The following is a 16,401-nucleotide window of genomic DNA, read 5'->3' as shown; positions in this document are numbered from 1 at the left end:
AACCGGAATCACAGCCATGAATGCCGCTCACCAGACCGCCGTGACGATCACGAGAGAACTTGCTCCAAGCCAACTGGAAGCCCTGCTGCAGGTGCGCGAAGGCGACAGCGTCGCCGACATTCGCCTGCGCGTGGAGCGGGCGCTCGGCCTCGCCCGCCCGCTTCCGATGGCCGCCCTTCAGCGCATGATGGATGACGAGGAATACTTCCATCACCTGATTGCCGCACGCACGGCGCCGGCAATGCTGTCGCATCTGATCGCGTTCGCAGAAGGGGATGCCAAGCCATCGACCTCCACGCCGATCCGCACCGGCGACGATGAGCCGCATTCCGCCGGCGCGCTCGTCGCCAAGGCTGCGAAGGCCTTCGCGTCGTGGAGCAAGGGCGGCTTCACCCAGGTCGACGAAGCCGTGCGTGAGCGCCGCCTGACGGCCTGCCTGTCCTGCGAGAAGCTCTCGGCATCTCCCAAGGGATTGCTCTACAAGGTTGCCGGACTGATCGCCGCAGACAACAGGACGTGCAGCGCCTGCGGCTGCATGGTGACCGCGAAGGCTCGGCTGCCCTATGAGAACTGCCCGCTTCCCGCAGAGCCCGGCAGCGACATCAGCCGGTGGGGTGAGCCGCTCCGCAGGAAGAAGTAGGATACGTCTTCAGGCTTGACGGCCCCGGGTCGCGCTCGGCGATCATGGGTGTCCGGGCCGCCGCATCTTGCTTGGATGAGCGCGCGACAGCGGCGACCGCCCCCACGGCGGTCGAGCGCCGCCCGCTGCAACAGATTCATCGTTGCTGCAGGGCGCAGGCTGGAGCCGCGTCGCTCGGTCATCCGAGCAGAGCATCATCATCGACACCGGCGACGATAGGTTGCCCAGGCACGGAGCCGCATCCGGACTGCTGGCGCGGAGTTCCGAGGCGGAGCAGCCCTCGAAGCCGATTTCCCGTCTTGTCCAGCCTGCATTTTTCGTTTCTAAGACGTCTCATGATCCTTGGTGCTGATCGGCTCGGTTCGTATCGACTCGACGCGGAGCCCGACTACCAGGCGCACGGCCAGGAAATCGCAACCTTTACGGCGGCGTATCTCGAACGGCTGCCCGTCATGCTGAAACGACCAACCGGCTGCGGCAAGACACGCTTCATCGAGCCTATGGCCCGGCGTCTCGGCAAGCCGCTGATCACGGTCGCAGCCCATGAGGACCTGCCGCGGACCGCCGCAACAGAATGACCAGGCTGGACGCATCGCCGCTGGCCATCCGAAATGAGGTTTGCATGCACGATCTGACCTGCTGCGTTCAGCACCCCACCGTGCCTGATGAGGGCTTCTCCTCGCTGGCAGTGCCGACCTACCGCGCCTCGACGATCGTATATGACGATCCGCAATCCTTCGCGCAGCGTTCGGAACGCGGCCTCGACGGTTACACCTACGGCCTGCATGGCACGCCGACCACCCGCACGCTGGAGGCGCAGCTCACCGCGCTTCACCGCGGCGTCCGCACGGTGCTCGTCCCGTCAGGACAGGCCGCGGTCGCGGTGACGATGCTCGCGGTGCTGCTGCCAGGGCAGAAGGTCCTGATCCCCGACACGGCGTATCCGCCGGTGCGTAGATTGTGTGAGGACTACCTCGCGCCGCGCGGCATCCATCATGGGGTCTACGATCCCCTGATCGGCGACGGCATCGCCGACCTCATCGACGCACAGACCCGGCTGATCTGGATGGAATCGCCCGGCTCGGGAACGATGGAGGTGCAGGACGTCCCCGCCATTGCCAAGGTTGCGCGCGCCAGGGGTGTGCTGACCGGCTGCGACAACACATGGGCCGGCCCGCTGCTGTTCAAGCCGCTCACCCATGGCGTCGATTTCGCAGTCGAGGCACTGACCAAATATGTCGGCGGACACTCCGATCTCCTGCTCGGCTCGATCACCGTGAACGACCTCGCCTTGCGCAAGTCGATCAAGGACGTGCTGGGCATGGTCGGCATCGGCGTCTCGCCCGATGAGGCGGCCCTGGCCCTGAGGGGCATCGAGACCATGGGCGTCCGCATGGCCCACACCGGACGCGTCGCCAGAGAATTCGCCGAGAGGCTTCAGGGGTCGCCCGTCGTCAGCCGCGTGTTGCATCCGGCGCTGCCGTCCTGTCCCGGCCACCAGGTGTGGGCGCGGGACTTCGCCGGATCGAGCGCCGTGTTCAGCATCGTCGTGAAGCCCGAGTTCAAGGCGCGGATCTATCCGGCCATGGCCAGGCTTGGCGTGTTCGCGATCGGTGCATCCTGGGGCGGCACGCGCAGCCTGATCGCTCCGATGAACATCGACGCGGACCGGACCGTGCGGCCGTGGGACGCGTCGGAGTCCCTGGTCCGCATCAGCGTCGGCCTTGAGGAGCCCGGCGAGCTCTGGGCCGACCTGCAGGGCTTTCTCGCTGCCATCGCCGCACCATGATGCCTGCCCTGCACGCTGCGGCGGACGACCTCAGGAATGTCCGCTCCGCATTTGAGCATGGCCTTTGCCGCAGTCTTCAATCCGGCCCTGACGAGGATCCTGGCCGCTGAACGGGGTACGAACCAGAGGTTTTTGACCCAGCGCAACGACTTCGGGAGCGGCATCGGCTGAAATGCTTCGACGATGTTCGATTTCGACCAGCCGCTGTTCATCGCCGGGTTGCTGCTTGGCTTCTCCTCGAGCCTGCATTGCTTCGGCATGTGCTCGGGCATCGCATCGGGCCTGCATTTCGCCGCTGAGCTTGGTCCCGCGCGATCGCGACAGGATCTTTGGAGCACGGCGCTCCTGATCAATGGAGGTCGCATCGCCGCCTACATGTTGGCCGGCGCCACGGTCGGCGCTCTCGGATCCAGCGTGTTCGGCGCGTTCGACCAGGCCATCGGACACGCCATCCTGCGCTGGGCGGCTGCGGCGGCACTCGCCTGGATCGGACTGTCGATGCTCGATCTGGTGCCGATGCCAACAGGTCTCTATCGGCTGGCGTCGGTCGTCAGCTCCACGATGACGCGCGCCGCGCATGCGACGAATCTCCCTCCCCGACTGGGCATCCTGGTAAGCGGCGTGATCTGGGGTTTTCTTCCCTGCGCCATGGTCTATGCAGCGCTCTTCTATGCCATGCTGTCCGGCTCCTGGCTCGGCGGCGCGCTTGCGATGAGCGGCTTCGGCGTCGGCACGCTTCCCGCCTTGCTGGCAGCCGGTCTCGGACTTCCGATCCTGCGCCGCCGGGCGACCTCGACATGGCTGCGGAACACGGTGGGACTTGCGATCATCACCGTGGGCGTCGTCAGCGCCGTGATCCCGCCATCGACCTTGGCGGCGTGGTGCCGCTCCTGATCCGGCGGTCGATCGACGCATCTCCTCTGCCGCAACTCAGTTCACGCGGTCTCGACGCGGAGAGGCTTCAAGAACGCGGTGCGCCAGGCGTTTTGTGTCCCTCGCACTTTAGCCACCCAATCTCCTCAGTCAGCACGGGGCCGTGCTGACTTTGAAAAATCAAAAGGAGGCCTAGCCGAGAAGACGTTAAGCGGCCTATCGGCTGCTCGTGCAAGGGGCGGGCTGAACGATTGCAGATCTTGCGAGACAAACGAGAGTTAACACAATGTGAACTTCGTACCTCGCACAAGCTCGGCCTAACCCGTCCGACTAAACCGGACTGAGAAGACCTTTTACCACAAGATCAATCTTGTCGGGTCTACAATGGCCAATTGACGACTTTTGAAGTGAATCAACGCACGCTCTGAGCGAAAGCGGGACGCAGTTGATCTTCACCTGCCCTGACCACAGTACCGTTTCCAGGTTACGCTCGATCTCGGTTGCCGCGTCGCGACCAGGTCACCGCGCCGAATCGAGATCCGAAATGTCATTGCAGACAAGCAGGCCGCGGTTTGCAACTACATCGGGAAGCCCATGATAAGGAAACGTTATCGTGAAGCCCTTAATAAGGAAACGTTGAAAGTCGGAGATTTCTGATGATTGCCCCGGAAGAAGAGAGATTGCTGAAAACGTACCTGGTCGAGATGTTCGGCCAGATCAGCAGCATGCGGCGGGAACTGGCCGCTCTTCAAGGCGACGGCAAGGGCAGTTTCGCAACGATGACCGATACTCTCGACGCGATCGTCGAGAATACGGAAGCGGCCGGGAACGCGATCCTCGAAAGCATGGAGGCGATCGGCACCAGCGTCGCGAAGTTGCAGCGAGTCAAAGACCCGGCTACCGCAGCGGCATGCGACGAGATCGTCGATAGCACCAACAAGGTGTTCGAGGCTTGCGCGTTTCAGGATCTCACGGGGCAGCGGATCACGCGCGTCGTCAAGTCGCTGCAGTTCATGGAAGACCACATCAACAAGCTCGTCCGCATCTGGGGAAAAGAGGAGCTGGCGCGGCTAGCCGCCGAGCTGACTGCCGCCCCAAGCGCCCCAGACTTGTTGGAGGGCCCGAAGCGGCCGGGCGTGGCGATTTCGCAGGACGACATCGACCAGCTGTTCGCGTGACCGACCTCGATCCGGATGCCGATCGCGGCGAACTGTCAGATCGGGGTGGCCGCTCGACCAGATCGATCCGGACGCGGACAGTCCAGGACTTTTCCGGAAGACTCCGACGACACGGAGATGAAACGAGGTAGCCGAGATCAATCGTGGAGCGCACCGCCGATGGCAGCCCTGCGCCGCCGTTATATGCCGCCACGAACTCCAAGGCGCTGAAAATTTTTGGTAGCGGGAGAGGGACTCGAACCCCCGACCCCAGGATTATGATTCCTATATTCTACGCGCTCAGGCGTTTACCAGTTAACTTTATGCCGTTTTCGCGGGGAAATTGGTCGGAATCGATCCTCGCCCCCTTTGCGCCGCCGAAATCCATGTCATCGTGAGTGTACAAAAGTGTGTACATCGCGAGAGAAAGCATGCCGTTTCAGCGCGTCGAGATCACCCGAAAGATCGTCCAGGAGGCCCTCGGCCTGGCTGCCGCCAAGGCCGAAGGCGTGCACGTCTTCGCCGACACGCAGGTGCGCTATCTGACCGTCCGCGTGCGAGGCGGGAGCGCCAAATGGACGTTGCGGGCGATGCGGACCATGCGCGTCCTTGGCGACCTCCGGGAGCGCCACCCCGAGTTCCTGTCGATCTCGGACGCGCGCAAGCGCGCCGCCGAGCTCTACGCAGAGATGCGGTACGCGGACCCGCAAGAGGACGCCCCTGCCGACGACGAGCCCGTCGCCTGGACGCTCGGCCGGGTCTGCCTGGGCTATATGCGGATGCTGGCGCAGCCACGGTGGATCAACAACGAGCTAAAGCCTCCGTCCGACGCGACCAATGACGACGTCCGGCTGGCCTTCGCGCAGGCATCCTATCAAGTACTCGGAGCCAAGCTCGTCACCGACCTGAGCCGCCCCCTCCTCAACGAGGCCCGCGACGGCGTCACGTCTTACCGGCAGCGACAGAAGTGCGTCGCCTATATCAAAGCCGCCCTCGGCTGGGCCGCCGACAAGCATCCCGACGAGAGCGGGCTCACCGAGGGCGTCGACCGCTGGTGGGATCGCCTGAGCGCCGGCGACCCGGATCCGGCCACGATGCGGGAGATCGAGACGCGCCGCGCGCAGCACCGCCAGAATAAGGCGGACCTGACGACTGAGGCTGTCGCGGCTACCCTCATCCGGCACGAAGCCTACTGCGCGGAGCATGCCGAGCGCGGCGCGGAGCACAAGGTCAGCCCTGGGATCCGGTGGGGCCTCTGGTGGATCTGCTTCACCGCGAACAGGCGCGCCAGCACCGTGCAGCTGCGCCGCGACGGCTTCATGGACATCGATCCTTTCGGCGAGGAGGGCTGGGGACGCGCAACTTGGTCAGCGGCAGAGATGAAGGCGAAAAGCGAATTCTGGCTGCCGTTGCCCCCGGTGGTTACGTCGATCGCGGCGGGCTCGATCGCCGACTATACGCAGCTTGTCGCAAACCAGCATGGAGATTGGCCGTCCGCTTACGTGTTCGCGTCGACACGGCGCTTCGGACGCGACGCCGACAACGACGATGTTCACGTTTACCCCAACAGCATCAACCGCCATCTACAGCGCATGCGTGCGGCTGGCGCCCTCGACGGTCTACCGCTGTTCAACCCACACCTGGTGCGGTCGCCCGTCGGCGACTACATCGAGGACAAGGTCAACGGCGCCGCGTCGTCGCTAGTGCTCTCTCACAAGATGAAGCAGGACGGCGAGGAGGCCGCCCGGACGACAAGACAATTCTATCTGGTCAGCCAGCGCATGAGGGAAAAGGCGGCCGGCATGCGTGCTTGGTCAGAGGCCCTGGTGGAGTCGTTCCTGCGTCAAGGCGGCACGCTGCCGACGCCCACCGAGGGACCGCGCAAGCCGAAGTCGCGGCCTAAAAAGCGAGACCCCGACCTGAGGGCCGGGGTCGCTTAACCCGCGCGGACGCGGAGACTATGGAAGCGTCTACGACCTTGATCTTGATTCCGGACGGCTGCCCCGCGCGAACGCGGTGATCACTAAGTTAGTCCCTAGACACGACTGGCGCAAGTGCGGCTTCGTTAGGCTCATATCGCCATACAGGGATATCGATATCCGCCGCGTGCGAGGCAGCGCGCTCGGCGATGTCCGGGCGGCCCTCGCGGCATGCCTCTCCCGGCTCCCAGCCGGCCGGATAGAATTCAGCAGGTATGCGCCGCGGCGTACCGCGCTCGCTGTACGCCGCGTTGCGGACATCAAATACGACTGCTCGGACCGCGCCGATAACATCGCGTTTCATTCTATCTAACACCGACTCGGTCATATCAATCCTCCTCCAGTTCGCCCAATTCGCTCAGCATGCGATCGGCCATGTCGTGAACCCTTCCGGACGTCCTAGCGAGACGTACGGCCTCCTTCTTCAGACCGGCGGCCACCTTTCGATAGACGTCGTCGGTCGGCTCGCGTTCGCCGCTTGCGATCATCGCCAACAACTGCTGCTTGACGCCGGACGCTCTTGCCAGAGCGCTCTGCCAGCGCTCGCCGGCGAGAGCTTCTCCGGCGGCGACGACGCGCGCGGAGCGCGATGACAGCTTCCTATCGGACATCAGGCCGTCTCTCCCGTTGCGTAGCTCGGTATCGAGCAGAACGCGTCGGGAGACGCGTTGCATTCCAACACGATCTCGATGTGCCTGCGCAGGATGGCGCGGCAGCCGTCCGACGTCGATACCATGCCCAGCGTCGAGATGGCGTGATGAATAATGTCGTCGAAATCGATCTGGTAATCGTCCTTCGCCATCTTCACCATGGCGCCGAGCGACTCGGCCTTGTCGGACGCAGCGCCGAGCTCTGCGATGTCGGCGTTCGCCTGCGCCAGCAGACGGGACGCCTCTTCCTTGATGTTGAGCGCATCCTGCATGCGCCTGGAAAGCTCGACGCGGACCGGCTCGAAGTCGTCCAGAGTTCCGTGAACGAGCGCCGATTCGAAACGCCCAACGAGGACGTCGTTGTGTATGAGTTGAATCGGAATGGCATCGGACATCTGCATCTCCTCGGCGCCACCATGGCGCTCTCACGCCCTCAAGCCCGGTAGCCGTCGTTGGCGCCGGGCATGAGGTCGATGTCATTGCGATCAGGCCGCGACGAGATCGCCGCCGTACGGAACGATGACGCACTTCTTACTCATCGCAGGCTTGATGTACTTCGAAGCCTTCTGGAGGGCTTGCGCGGCGGCTTCGATGTTCTCGAATCCATCGGCGCGCTCGATGGTGAAGGCGAACGTCGTTCCGCGCAGCCAGTAGCGCTGTCCACCGTTCTCGACCGTGACGACGTAGACCTGCTCTTCCATCGTCAACTCCTCGCCGTCGACGGTTTCGGTGATCTTCTTCAGTACCGGCATTCGTAGTCTCCTCCTCGACGCCGACGTGGCGTCTCTACGGCCTCGAGCCCGGTAGGCCGCGGCCGCCGGGCATAGGATCGAGGTGAGTAGTGTCAGGCGGCCAGTTCGGCGCGCCTCGCTCGCCTGTATTCAGCGCGCATCACGTCGATCAGGGCGTCTGGATCGGACACATACAGAAGACGTCCGGACTGATCGCTGAGTGCACACACCTCTCGGCCGTTGACGGTGACGTAGCCACCCTTTGACGGCACGTGGTAAATGATCTCCAGGGTCTCTCCGCGCTCGTCGAGCGTCTTCACACGGACGTCGCACTTCGAAATTCTGGTAAAGCTTGTCCTCATTTTGCTCTCCTCTAGGCTCCGCCGTCCCGTCGTCTGACGTTGTTATTTCTACAACAACGTTAACTGACCGTCAACATGACGTTGTAGCTTCAACAACACGACTTCGTGAGTCAACCCGCACTTCGCGGAGTTCCCTTCCCTATCTGGTTAACTATGAGGGATGCTCGAGCGCGATCGGAGCTATCGACGACCGTCTGCGGACTGATTAGTCAATGAAATCAATATTCACTCAGTGCTTTCCTCAACATGTGAGGGATAGCTGAGTGAAAGTCTGCGATTTCCGAGGGATTCGGTTTTCCACCAGATCCACATGCTGTGGACGAGCCCCGCATCGGGTACCGCATAATCAAAATTGCGCAGCCGAAATCGATTTTACGCAGGGTTCTCTCCTTGAGGTTGAATCGGCTATACTGTCGACCAGGGAGACAACCGTGACCTTTCCCGACAACTTCGACCGCCTGGCCGTCGGCGAGGCGCAGATCAGGGATCTCAGCCGCAACGCGATCATCGCGTCCGAGGCCCTGTCGCTGCACGCGCGTATGATCGAGCGCGCGATGACGATGCTCGACTACGTGGCGAAGCACCATCCCCACCGCGATGACGACGAGCTCGTCCTACAGATCCTCGCGACCAGGCTGTTCAACTCGTCCGCCTCGGCCCTGGGGCTGACGATGCGCGGATACTACCAAGCCGCCGTCGCGCTGATGCGGGACGTCCTAGAGACGACGTTCCTGGTCGACTACCTGTGGGAATTCCCGGAACACATCGCTGCCTGGCGCACCGCCACCGAGGCCGAACGGCTGAAGAAGTTCGGCGCCGTCACCATTCGGAAGGCCCTGGACGACCGGGACGGCTACACGGAGCGCAAGCGGGAGGCGCATTACAAGCTGCTCTGCGAGCTCGGGACGCACCCGACGTTTCGCGGCTTCGGGCTGCTGATGGCCAAGCCGAGCAATCTGGTTAACGTCGGGCCGTTCTTCAGCGTCGACTCGCTGGATGCAGTGCTCGAAGAGCTTGCGAAGATCATGGTTCTGGCCGGGTCGCACATGAGGCTGATCGAAGAAAGGTCGCTCGATGACTATCGGCTTCTGCTCGACTACCTGCGGACCCAGGCCGAGTGGTGCGAGGTCAACTTCAGGAAGCCGATGGACCTCGATCAGATCGTCATGATCGAGGAGATGGTCGCGTACCTGGAGCAGCACGGAGCGTCATGACCTCCCGTGTGCGGAGGCTCAACCTATGCCGCCCCTCCTCGCTCGCCGCCCCATCGGGCATCAAAGCGACGCAGCCGAAATCGATTTTACGCAAACAGGCCGGCGACAGCGAAGCCGATGGCGGCTGCGATCACGAAGACCAGCGGCGGCCCCCAGCGGCGACGCTGCACGGCGAACGGCAGCCAGAGCGCGCCGGCGACGAGCAGCGGACCGCGGCGGCCGCGCTGGGTGTACTCCCGGGCATAGGCCGGCTGCCGGATGACGGGCTCCCCGACGTCGCCCATCACGTAGGCCAGGCCGGCCAGCCCATAGGCGACGACGAGGATGATCGCGGTCATCCAGTCCTCCCGGGGTCAGCTCGCAGCCGGCGGCGCCGCGGAGTGCGGCCCGAGGAAGCGGTCGCCGTTGAAGTGGATCAGGTGCGTCGGCGCGTCCGCGGTCCACACCTCGGTCTCCCAGGCGATGTCCGGGAGATACTTCGCCATCGTGGTCCGGGACGGGAAGGCGGTCGCGTAGACCAGGCCGGCCGTGGACTTCGCGAACAGCTTTGCCAGTTCCTCATGCCGCTTACCGTCGACCGGGCCATGGCTGGTAACGGACTCGACGAGCAGCAGCCAGTTGCGCTCCTTCCAGAACAGGATCACGTCCGGCATCTTGCCGTGGTTGTCGACGGTCACCCCGAGCGAGCGCAGCAGGTCCTCGTCGAAGAAGCCCATCTTCTCGCCGGTGTCGCCGGCGTAGACGAGAACGCTCCCGGGAGCGAAGCGAGGGGCGAACTGCTCGATGATGTCCCGGATCAGTTCTGAGTGCTCCCCCGGACTGAGCTTGAGCTCTTTGCCTCCGGGGATCTTCACCGGGATCATGTTCATCTCGCGCTCCCGCGCGTAGCGGTCGGCCAGCGTCTGCCACTGCTCCAGGTATGCGAGCAGCTTGGCGTCCCACTTGCCCGTCCCCTGCGTCTGGAGCAGCGCCTTGCAGTCCGGAGCGATCTGGTAGACGGCCTTCGGGCTGTTGACGGAGCGCAGCGGGTCGTCGGGATTGTAGAGCGCGATGCCGGCGTCCACGAACTGGTGCAGCGTCTGCCGGCGTATGGTCTCGCGGGTGTTCGGAGCGTAGACCTTGTCGTAGTGCTTGCCGATCCACTCCATGATCGGCGTCACCCCCATCAGCGGCTCCTTGAGCTCGGACCACTTGCCGTCAGGGCGGAGGTCGACCAGCGCCAGCAGCGTGAGCGCCGAACGCTCGTTGCGCTGCGCCGGCGGCAGGCCGAGATCGGCGAGTATCTGCAACGCCTCGTCGATCAGCTTCTGTTTGCTCATGCCAGGCTTTCGATCTTCCGGTCGATCTCGTCGTCGGTCGGCCGGCGTCCGAGCTCCTTGACCCACGTCCCGAGCGACCTGATCGCGTCGATCGACGGGAAGCGCATCGTCCGCAGGTCGGTGGCGTTGACCTGGGTATGGCCGTTGAACCGGCGGAAATAGCGGTCGACGGCGGTCGAGTTCAGAAACACGGCGATACCCTGCGCGACATCCTCAGGTAGAGGCTTCTTGCCCTTGTGTATCACGTTCAGGTGATTCTCGAAGCCCAGCACCTCGTTCGCCGGCAGCCTGGCCGGATCCACGACGTTGGCGACGATGCGCCGGCGCTCCTCCTTCGACGAGAACCGCTTCACGATCGTGTAGACGCCGAACGGCATCATCCACTTCTCAGTGTTGGCGTTGCGCCGGATCGCGTTGGACTTCTTGAAGTTCTCCTTCGGCCAGACCAGCTCGCCGTCGACGAAGTGGCTGGTGTAGAGCAGCGGCACCGCGTCGGCGTCGTCGGGAGCGCACATGTCGCCCCGCAGCCGGAAGTCGACCACCGGCCCGGTAGCGACCGCCAGGCCGAGATCCTTGAGCGTGTGGCCGAACGCCGGCGCCGACAGGAGCTCCCCGTCGTCGCCCGTCGGGATATGGATGAAGGCCTCGGGGTCGTCTGGATAGACGATCTTGCCGAAGGGGTGCGTCGTCTCCGACAGGTCCTCGAAGGTGTCGTCGGTCGACAGCGTCACCTTGACGTCGCCCTGCTCCACGCTCCGCTTCATGTGGATGATGATGTTCTCCTGGAGAACGCCGTCCGACTTGAAGGCCTTGTTGCGGGACTCGAACAGGTGGATGTGCAGGATCGCGCCGCGCGCGAACATCCAGCGGCGGAACGGCAGATAGTATGGACCGTTGCAGAAGCTGCGCGGGATGATGGCGACGAGCTCCCCGCCGTCGGCGAGCATCTCGAACGCCAGGCCGACGAAGCCCGGGTAGAGGTTGACGGTCTCGAGGCCGACCGTCCGGAGGAAGCCGCGGTGGGCGGATCCCGTGTTGATCTTGCCGTACGGCGGATTGAGGATCGAGTGCGTGTACCGGTCGCCCCGCCCCAGCTTGATCATCGTGGCGGCGCGCTCGATGAAGTCGCCCTCGAACACCTTGCCGTCGGCGTCCAGGCCGGCCACGGCCGTCCGGAGGTCCGGGATGACCTCCTCGTCCTTCTCGAAGACGTGCGCCTCCAGGCGCCCCTTGAAGCCCCGAGACCGGGCCGTCTCGACGAAGGCCTTGGTCAGCGCGCCCTGGCCGGCGCCGGCGTCGAGCAGCCGTACGCTGCCCCTGGGCTGGGGAAACAGGCCGGCCATGAACGCGGCTATGCGCTCTCCGGTAAAGAACTGGCCGAGTTCGGATTTCTTCGATTTGGGCTTGCGTTCGGGTTCCGCGACGATCTCGCGGTCGCCGAACAGGTCATTGTCCGTGCTGTCCATGCCGAAACCATATAGGACTCGGATGGCCGACTTCATCAGGAAATCAATGGTTTCCCAAGGATTCGGCGAGGTCGCCGGCGACTCACGTCTCGCCCCTCTTTGCTGCCTCGACTGTCTGCATGGCGTACGGCGCGACGTCGCGGACCTCCCATCGAGGAGGCAGCGGAGCACTCACGTGGCCGGCGACGCAGACCATCTGACCGGTCGCTGGCGATTTGCGCCTGAGACCGAGCCAAATGCGAAAACGATCCCAGCGCGTGAGCGGGTTCGGCATGGTGACGACGTCTCCGATCTTCGGAGTGACCGGAGCCCACGTCCAGGGTTTGGGGGCGGTTCCGGTCATGCGCGCACCTCGTCGGTCTGCCCGATCTTCCTCAGCAAGAACGCGAGCGCCTCGTCCTTCGAGAGGAGGCAGTACGCCTGTAGCTCGAAGACGAACCGCTCTCGGCTGCTATCCGGAAGCTGCGACACAGTGATCGTATCGGGCCATCCGCCTCGGCAAAGCTCCGGCGAGTCGAGTTCGTCTACGTACTCACGGATCGTCTTCTCTCCGGTCTCGACGACCTGACCCGTGTAGCGCTGGCTCCTGTAAGGCTCGCTTGCCTCATAGGCGGCCAACTTCACGTCGGAAGCCTTGTGCATTGCCGCCTGCACCGCCTCCGCAAGCTTCGGCTCATCCTTCCGGAAAAGCTCGAAAACTAGAGCGTCCAAAACTCTCTACGCGTATGGCTTCATGTCGTCTCTCCTCCGTTGAACTCATCCCACCTCGCGAACGCCGCCAACGCAGCCTTGCGGACGGGCGCCACGGCGAACCAGAGATCGCCAGCCCGAAAAATTGTGTCATCCAGGACCACGTACCGAACGCCGCCGTCGTCCACCGCCCAAGCGCGGGCGTCGCCGATCGCTCCGATGCGCTCGACGTAGGGCCACCCGGCGCCGCCCTGCGGGCGCATGAGGTCGATGGCGCTGCGCAGCTTCGTGTCCGCCAGCATCTCCCGCGTCGCCGTCGGCGTGGCGCGGGGGTCGAACATCTGGAGTTGGGTCATCAGGCCGGCTCCATCAGCACCGGCTCGGGGATGAGGTCGATAAGGTCGTACGCTCTCATCGTCCCAACTCCACCGCCTTCGGACGTGCGACGGTCGTGAATTTGAGGCTCACGATGCCGAGATCGATCTTCGCGGGATCTCCGACCCTAATGGGAGCGTCCTTCCCCAACCTGCGAAGCCATTCGTGATCTACCGACAGCGTGTACATCTCGCCGTCGCCGGTCAGCAGGTCCTCAGGAAGTTCTACCGGCATCTTGAGGACGTCCTCCTCGGTAGGGATCCTCATCTGCATAGCTATCCAGCTGCATAGCCATTTTGGCCTGTCTACGACTGAGCTCGCCCGCGATGTCGCTGACGCGGAACGTCTGCACGTTCCATAGCGGAGAATCGCGCAGGCGCTTGAACTGCTCTACGGCTTCGTGGACGCGCTCGGCGAGGTCGGCTTTCTCGGACTCGGTCAGATCTGGGTTACTCACGGCGTCAGGCCTCCTGCCTGGTTCTCGAGACCGTCTTCGGGGTGCACGCGCAGCGGCAGCGTGGACATGTAGTCGCGGATCGCGGACAACCTCACCGGCGCCCAACCCATCACGTCGACGCCGATGTCAGCTGACTGGACGTTGCCGCGAAGCCGGCCGTGCGTGTGACCGTACAGCTGCAGAGCACCGCGACGGTCCTTCGCCCACGTCAACATCGGGTAGTGACACAGCACGACGTTCTGGCCGTCGATCGACACGTGCCAGATTTCGTGCTGGCTCTCCCAGCCGAGGGCCCGCGTGTGCTTGTCGTCGTGATTCCCGATGATCAGGTGCTTGCGCCCCGGCAAGCTGTCGAATAGGCGGCGCAGCGCGTCCGGCTTCATCCGGTGTGCGAAATCGCCGACGACGATCACGGTGTCGTTTGGCCTCACCGTCCGCCTCCATGACTCGGCCATGATCTCGTCCATTTTTTCGACAGACTCGAACGGTCGATTGCACATCCGGATGATGGCGGCATGACCGAAGTGAGGGTCGGCGATCAGGTATGTGGCGCTCATGAGAACCTCCGAATCCGGGGGTCCATGGGCTCTGCGACGGGCTTCGGGAAGACGAGCACGCACTCATCGAGCGGCTGAACCGCGCGCACGCCGGCGAGATTTTTGCCACCGAACAGGTGCGCCTGGATCGCGTCGTGCGAAGCCTTCGACAAAACGATGAGCTCCTGCACCGTCAAGCCCGGCAGCCACGCCTGCACGGCGGCCGGAAGCTTCGTCGGGAGCCGCTCGCGGCGCCGGAGCTCGAGCGTCGTCGAAGCCCAATTGCGCGCGAGCTTGGCCATCCCGAATTCGTATCGGTCGTTCTCCTCGGCGATCCGCCGCTGGCGGCGCCTCTCGTCGGAGAGCCGGTCGAAATAGGCGGTCTGATCGATGACGACCCTGTCGTCTCGCTCGGCGGAGCGGAATGCCTTGAGAAGGCGTGCGATGATGCTCATCGGATCCTCATCATCTGCGTTGGACGCGGCTCGATCTCGACGACTAGGCCGGGATCGAAAGCGGGGTTCTCGCGATGCCGCTTTCCACGCTCGGGCGGATAGCCGCGGGGATTGCAGATCACGCGCGTCGCGCCGACCGAGTAGTCCATGTTGTGATGGACGTGGCCGTGGATCCACAACGCCGGCGCGTTCTCGCCGGTCATCAGGTACTCGAGGTCGCTGGCGTACAGGGAGTCCATCTCCCGGAACGTGGTCGGCGCCGACGGATCCCAGCCGGCAAGGCTTCGGTATGACGGCGCGGCGTGCGTGATGACGACCGTATCTCCTTCGTGAGGCTCCGCCAGCACCCTCTCGATGAACGCGCGCGCCGCCTGATGCGCCGACAGCATCCGCCTGACGGTCCACCTGTCCCTGCTGCGTCCTTCGTCGACCTTGATCAGCCTGAAATCGTTGTGATTGTGACGGGCCTCGCGCTCGACGTCTTCGAACGTCATGTGTCGCGGACTGGCACGGAGATCGCTCCACAGCGTGCTGCCGACGAAGCGCACGCCGTCGATCGCGACCGCCTCGTCGTCGAGCAGGACGATGCCGAGCTCGGCCGCGACCTCGCGCATACGGGCGCGCTCGGTGTCCCGCGTCGTCTTCAGCGTGGGGTCGCGGGCGACGACCTTGCGGTCGCCTTCGCTGTAATAGTCATGATTCCCGGGGACGTAGATCATCGGGATCGAGGTGTCGCGATAGAGCCGCCGGACGAGACGCAGCGCGTGCGACCCAGGCGCCATCGCGTCGCCGGCGACGACGACGACGTCGGCCTCCGGAGGCGTCCACTCCGTGATCGCGTTGCCGCCGATGTCGGCATGCAGGTCGCTGACGATGTGAAGGCGCATTTTGAATCCTATGAACCCGCCTGGGCCACCGCGGCTGCGCGTCGCGCGCGGGCGACCTGATAGCTCTGAGTCGGATGTCTCGGCATCAGACGCCCCCCGCCATGGTGCAGCCGTGCAGCAGCGCGGCGACGATCAGCACCGGGACGAGCAGGCAGGCCAGCTGCCACGCGAGCCGGACCGCGAGGATCAGGAACGATGCGACGACGATGACGACCAGGATCTCCATGATCAGGCCGCCATGTTCGCGACTTCTGCGCGGCAACCGTTGCACATGTAGTTGTGCCTGTGCGCCGGCACGAACGGGCCCTTGCACCGCATGCAGCGCTTCTCGACCTTCGCCGAAAGATTGCGGGGCTTGGCCGGCCCGGCCGAGACGCCGCCCCGGCTGATGTTGTGACGGGACAGCGCAGTCTCGATTGCGCCGACCGAGCAGCCGAACTCTCTGGCGATCTCGGCGTTTGTCGGACGCGGCGTCCTGGTCGCCATGAGAAACAACCGGCGCCGCGCCTCCAGCGTCCAAGTTACCTTGGCGATTCCGAGCTTCTTCCGGCGGCGGTGCACGTCGGTGACGGACGTGCGGAGATGGGAGGCGATGAGCTCGTCGTCGTCCCCGAAGCGGGAGACGGCCGCGCGGAGCTCGGCATCGGTGAAGCGGCGCTTCGTCGATGTCTTGCGGCGGGTCGCCGAGACCGAGCGGACGCCGGCGGGAGGGGCGAACGTGAAGTCGAAGGACGTCTGCGTCGTCTGCGTGAGCATTGCCTAGATCCATTCAGCAATGAGATTTCGAAAAAGTCGTCCCGGCTGTTGGCCCCGGTCGACTT

The 16,401-nt window shown here is 64.1% G+C and carries 22 protein-coding genes and 1 pseudogene; 7 read left to right on the top strand and 16 right to left on the bottom strand.

What is annotated here, in order from left to right; all coding sequences use genetic code 11:
* The first annotated feature begins 16 nt into the window (after positions 1-16).
* From QQL87_RS23490 to QQL87_RS23465, 6 genes and pseudogenes are all read left to right on the top strand, one after another.
* Entirely contained in the window at positions 17-640 is a 624-nt protein-coding gene (locus QQL87_RS23490; RefSeq protein WP_284421044.1) for a hypothetical protein, read from the top strand.
* Positions 641-975: 335 nt separating this feature from the next.
* Positions 976-1,194: pseudogene (locus QQL87_RS23485) on the top strand (AAA family ATPase); the annotation flags it as partial.
* A gap of 68 nt (positions 1,195-1,262) precedes the next feature.
* Positions 1,263-2,429 carry a trans-sulfuration enzyme family protein gene (locus QQL87_RS23480; protein ID WP_284421045.1) on the top strand — a complete coding sequence of 389 codons (1,167 nt, stop codon included), beginning with the start codon at positions 1,263-1,265 and terminating at the stop codon, positions 2,427-2,429.
* Positions 2,430-2,612: 183 nt separating this feature from the next.
* Positions 2,613-3,323 (top strand): sulfite exporter TauE/SafE family protein, encoded by a 711-nt coding sequence (locus tag QQL87_RS23475; RefSeq protein ID WP_284421046.1) that lies wholly within the window; start codon positions 2,613-2,615, stop codon positions 3,321-3,323.
* Positions 3,324-3,958: 635 nt separating this feature from the next.
* A complete protein-coding gene (locus QQL87_RS23470; RefSeq protein ID WP_284421047.1) occupies positions 3,959-4,480 on the top strand; it encodes a protein phosphatase CheZ in 522 nt (173 codons plus the stop codon).
* A 410-nt stretch (positions 4,481-4,890) separates the two neighbouring features.
* Positions 4,891-6,399 carry a hypothetical protein gene (locus QQL87_RS23465; RefSeq protein WP_284421048.1) on the top strand — a complete coding sequence of 503 codons (1,509 nt, stop codon included), beginning with the start codon at positions 4,891-4,893 and terminating at the stop codon, positions 6,397-6,399.
* A gap of 88 nt (positions 6,400-6,487) precedes the next feature.
* Here QQL87_RS23465 and QQL87_RS23460 read toward each other — a convergent pair whose 3' ends face one another.
* The 5 genes from QQL87_RS23460 to QQL87_RS23440 form a co-directional block, all read right to left on the bottom strand.
* Positions 6,488-6,766 carry a hypothetical protein gene (locus QQL87_RS23460; RefSeq protein ID WP_284421049.1) on the bottom strand — a complete coding sequence of 93 codons (279 nt, stop codon included), beginning with the start codon at positions 6,764-6,766 and terminating at the stop codon, positions 6,488-6,490.
* 1 nt (position 6,767) lies between these two features.
* The gene (locus tag QQL87_RS23455) at positions 6,768-7,049 is read right to left on the bottom strand and encodes a helix-turn-helix domain-containing protein (RefSeq protein ID WP_284421050.1); all 282 of its coding nucleotides are present in this window, start codon (positions 7,047-7,049) and stop codon (positions 6,768-6,770) included.
* Positions 7,049-7,483, bottom strand: a complete 435-nt coding sequence (locus QQL87_RS23450; RefSeq protein WP_284421051.1) for a hypothetical protein — start codon at positions 7,481-7,483, stop codon at positions 7,049-7,051. Before QQL87_RS23450 ends, QQL87_RS23455 begins: the two co-directional genes overlap by 1 nt.
* Before the next feature lie 90 nt (positions 7,484-7,573).
* Complete coding sequence (locus QQL87_RS23445; protein WP_284421052.1) at positions 7,574-7,840, bottom strand: hypothetical protein; 267 nt, start codon at positions 7,838-7,840, stop codon at positions 7,574-7,576.
* A 92-nt stretch (positions 7,841-7,932) separates the two neighbouring features.
* A complete protein-coding gene (locus QQL87_RS23440; protein WP_284421053.1) occupies positions 7,933-8,181 on the bottom strand; it encodes a hypothetical protein in 249 nt (82 codons plus the stop codon).
* 431 nt (positions 8,182-8,612) lie between these two features.
* Here QQL87_RS23440 and QQL87_RS23435 point away from each other — a divergent pair, with 431 nt between their 5' ends.
* Positions 8,613-9,395, top strand: coding sequence for a hypothetical protein (locus QQL87_RS23435; protein ID WP_284421054.1), 783 nt, complete (start codon positions 8,613-8,615; stop codon positions 9,393-9,395).
* An 86-nt stretch (positions 9,396-9,481) separates the two neighbouring features.
* On the opposite strand, the gene QQL87_RS23430 is transcribed toward QQL87_RS23435, so the two are convergent.
* From QQL87_RS23430 to QQL87_RS23380, 11 genes are all read right to left on the bottom strand, one after another.
* Complete coding sequence (locus tag QQL87_RS23430) at positions 9,482-9,733, bottom strand: hypothetical protein (protein WP_284421055.1); 252 nt, start codon at positions 9,731-9,733, stop codon at positions 9,482-9,484.
* Positions 9,734-9,748: 15 nt separating this feature from the next.
* Entirely contained in the window at positions 9,749-10,714 is a 966-nt protein-coding gene (locus QQL87_RS23425; RefSeq protein WP_284421056.1) for a BsuBI/PstI family type II restriction endonuclease, read from the bottom strand.
* The gene (locus QQL87_RS23420; RefSeq protein WP_284421057.1) at positions 10,711-12,180 is read right to left on the bottom strand and encodes an Eco57I restriction-modification methylase domain-containing protein; all 1,470 of its coding nucleotides are present in this window, start codon (positions 12,178-12,180) and stop codon (positions 10,711-10,713) included. Before QQL87_RS23420 ends, QQL87_RS23425 begins: the two co-directional genes overlap by 4 nt.
* A gap of 339 nt (positions 12,181-12,519) precedes the next feature.
* Positions 12,520-12,891, bottom strand: a complete 372-nt coding sequence (locus QQL87_RS23415) for a hypothetical protein (RefSeq protein WP_284421058.1) — start codon at positions 12,889-12,891, stop codon at positions 12,520-12,522.
* A 20-nt stretch (positions 12,892-12,911) separates the two neighbouring features.
* On the bottom strand, positions 12,912-13,226 hold the full coding sequence (locus QQL87_RS23410) for a hypothetical protein (protein ID WP_284421059.1): 315 nt from the start codon (positions 13,224-13,226) through the stop codon (positions 12,912-12,914).
* Positions 13,227-13,281: 55 nt separating this feature from the next.
* Positions 13,282-13,512, bottom strand: coding sequence for a hypothetical protein (locus QQL87_RS23405; protein WP_284421060.1), 231 nt, complete (start codon positions 13,510-13,512; stop codon positions 13,282-13,284).
* Between the two features lie 186 nt (positions 13,513-13,698).
* Entirely contained in the window at positions 13,699-14,259 is a 561-nt protein-coding gene (locus QQL87_RS23400) for a metallophosphoesterase (RefSeq protein ID WP_284421061.1), read from the bottom strand.
* On the bottom strand, positions 14,256-14,693 hold the full coding sequence (locus QQL87_RS23395; RefSeq protein ID WP_284421062.1) for a hypothetical protein: 438 nt from the start codon (positions 14,691-14,693) through the stop codon (positions 14,256-14,258). The genes QQL87_RS23400 and QQL87_RS23395 overlap by 4 nt, the downstream gene beginning before the upstream one ends.
* Positions 14,690-15,580 carry a metallophosphoesterase gene (locus QQL87_RS23390; RefSeq protein ID WP_284421063.1) on the bottom strand — a complete coding sequence of 297 codons (891 nt, stop codon included), beginning with the start codon at positions 15,578-15,580 and terminating at the stop codon, positions 14,690-14,692. Before QQL87_RS23390 ends, QQL87_RS23395 begins: the two co-directional genes overlap by 4 nt.
* Positions 15,581-15,665: 85 nt before the next feature.
* Positions 15,666-15,806 (bottom strand): hypothetical protein, encoded by a 141-nt coding sequence (locus QQL87_RS23385; RefSeq protein WP_284421064.1) that lies wholly within the window; start codon positions 15,804-15,806, stop codon positions 15,666-15,668.
* A 2-nt stretch (positions 15,807-15,808) separates the two neighbouring features.
* Positions 15,809-16,336 carry a hypothetical protein gene (locus QQL87_RS23380; protein WP_284421065.1) on the bottom strand — a complete coding sequence of 176 codons (528 nt, stop codon included), beginning with the start codon at positions 16,334-16,336 and terminating at the stop codon, positions 15,809-15,811.
* Positions 16,337-16,401 lie beyond the last annotated feature (65 nt).

Origin of the sequence: Bradyrhizobium sp. SSBR45G, from assembly GCF_030159255.1 — a bacterium.
In the GTDB taxonomy this organism is placed as follows: Bacteria; Pseudomonadota; Alphaproteobacteria; order Rhizobiales; family Xanthobacteraceae; genus Bradyrhizobium.
The sequence above is the reverse complement of the archived record's forward strand: the minus strand, read 5'-3'. Positions and strand labels throughout refer to the sequence as shown.

What these genes read in the sequence shown, in the direction of transcription:
- QQL87_RS23490 (WP_284421044.1), top strand. Translation starts at nt 17, where the DNA reads ATGAATGCCGCTCACCAGACCGCCGTGACGATCACGAGAGAACTTGCT.
- QQL87_RS23480 (WP_284421045.1), top strand. Translation starts at nt 1,263, where the DNA reads ATGCACGATCTGACCTGCTGCGTTCAGCACCCCACCGTGCCTGATGAG.
- QQL87_RS23475 (WP_284421046.1), top strand. Translation starts at nt 2,613, where the DNA reads ATGTTCGATTTCGACCAGCCGCTGTTCATCGCCGGGTTGCTGCTTGGC.
- QQL87_RS23470 (WP_284421047.1), top strand. Translation starts at nt 3,959, where the DNA reads ATGATTGCCCCGGAAGAAGAGAGATTGCTGAAAACGTACCTGGTCGAG.
- QQL87_RS23465 (WP_284421048.1), top strand. Translation starts at nt 4,891, where the DNA reads ATGCCGTTTCAGCGCGTCGAGATCACCCGAAAGATCGTCCAGGAGGCC.
- QQL87_RS23460 (WP_284421049.1), bottom strand. Translation starts at nt 6,766, where the DNA reads ATGACCGAGTCGGTGTTAGATAGAATGAAACGCGATGTTATCGGCGCG.
- QQL87_RS23455 (WP_284421050.1), bottom strand. Translation starts at nt 7,049, where the DNA reads ATGTCCGATAGGAAGCTGTCATCGCGCTCCGCGCGCGTCGTCGCCGCC.
- QQL87_RS23450 (WP_284421051.1), bottom strand. Translation starts at nt 7,483, where the DNA reads ATGTCCGATGCCATTCCGATTCAACTCATACACAACGACGTCCTCGTT.
- QQL87_RS23445 (WP_284421052.1), bottom strand. Translation starts at nt 7,840, where the DNA reads ATGCCGGTACTGAAGAAGATCACCGAAACCGTCGACGGCGAGGAGTTG.
- QQL87_RS23440 (WP_284421053.1), bottom strand. Translation starts at nt 8,181, where the DNA reads ATGAGGACAAGCTTTACCAGAATTTCGAAGTGCGACGTCCGTGTGAAG.
- QQL87_RS23430 (WP_284421055.1), bottom strand. Translation starts at nt 9,733, where the DNA reads ATGACCGCGATCATCCTCGTCGTCGCCTATGGGCTGGCCGGCCTGGCC.
- QQL87_RS23425 (WP_284421056.1), bottom strand. Translation starts at nt 10,714, where the DNA reads ATGAGCAAACAGAAGCTGATCGACGAGGCGTTGCAGATACTCGCCGAT.
- QQL87_RS23420 (WP_284421057.1), bottom strand. Translation starts at nt 12,180, where the DNA reads ATGGACAGCACGGACAATGACCTGTTCGGCGACCGCGAGATCGTCGCG.
- QQL87_RS23410 (WP_284421059.1), bottom strand. Translation starts at nt 13,226, where the DNA reads ATGACCCAACTCCAGATGTTCGACCCCCGCGCCACGCCGACGGCGACG.
- QQL87_RS23405 (WP_284421060.1), bottom strand. Translation starts at nt 13,512, where the DNA reads ATGAGGATCCCTACCGAGGAGGACGTCCTCAAGATGCCGGTAGAACTT.
- QQL87_RS23400 (WP_284421061.1), bottom strand. Translation starts at nt 14,259, where the DNA reads ATGAGCGCCACATACCTGATCGCCGACCCTCACTTCGGTCATGCCGCC.
- QQL87_RS23395 (WP_284421062.1), bottom strand. Translation starts at nt 14,693, where the DNA reads ATGAGCATCATCGCACGCCTTCTCAAGGCATTCCGCTCCGCCGAGCGA.
- QQL87_RS23390 (WP_284421063.1), bottom strand. Translation starts at nt 15,580, where the DNA reads ATGCGCCTTCACATCGTCAGCGACCTGCATGCCGACATCGGCGGCAAC.
- QQL87_RS23385 (WP_284421064.1), bottom strand. Translation starts at nt 15,806, where the DNA reads ATGGAGATCCTGGTCGTCATCGTCGTCGCATCGTTCCTGATCCTCGCG.
- QQL87_RS23380 (WP_284421065.1), bottom strand. Translation starts at nt 16,336, where the DNA reads ATGCTCACGCAGACGACGCAGACGTCCTTCGACTTCACGTTCGCCCCT.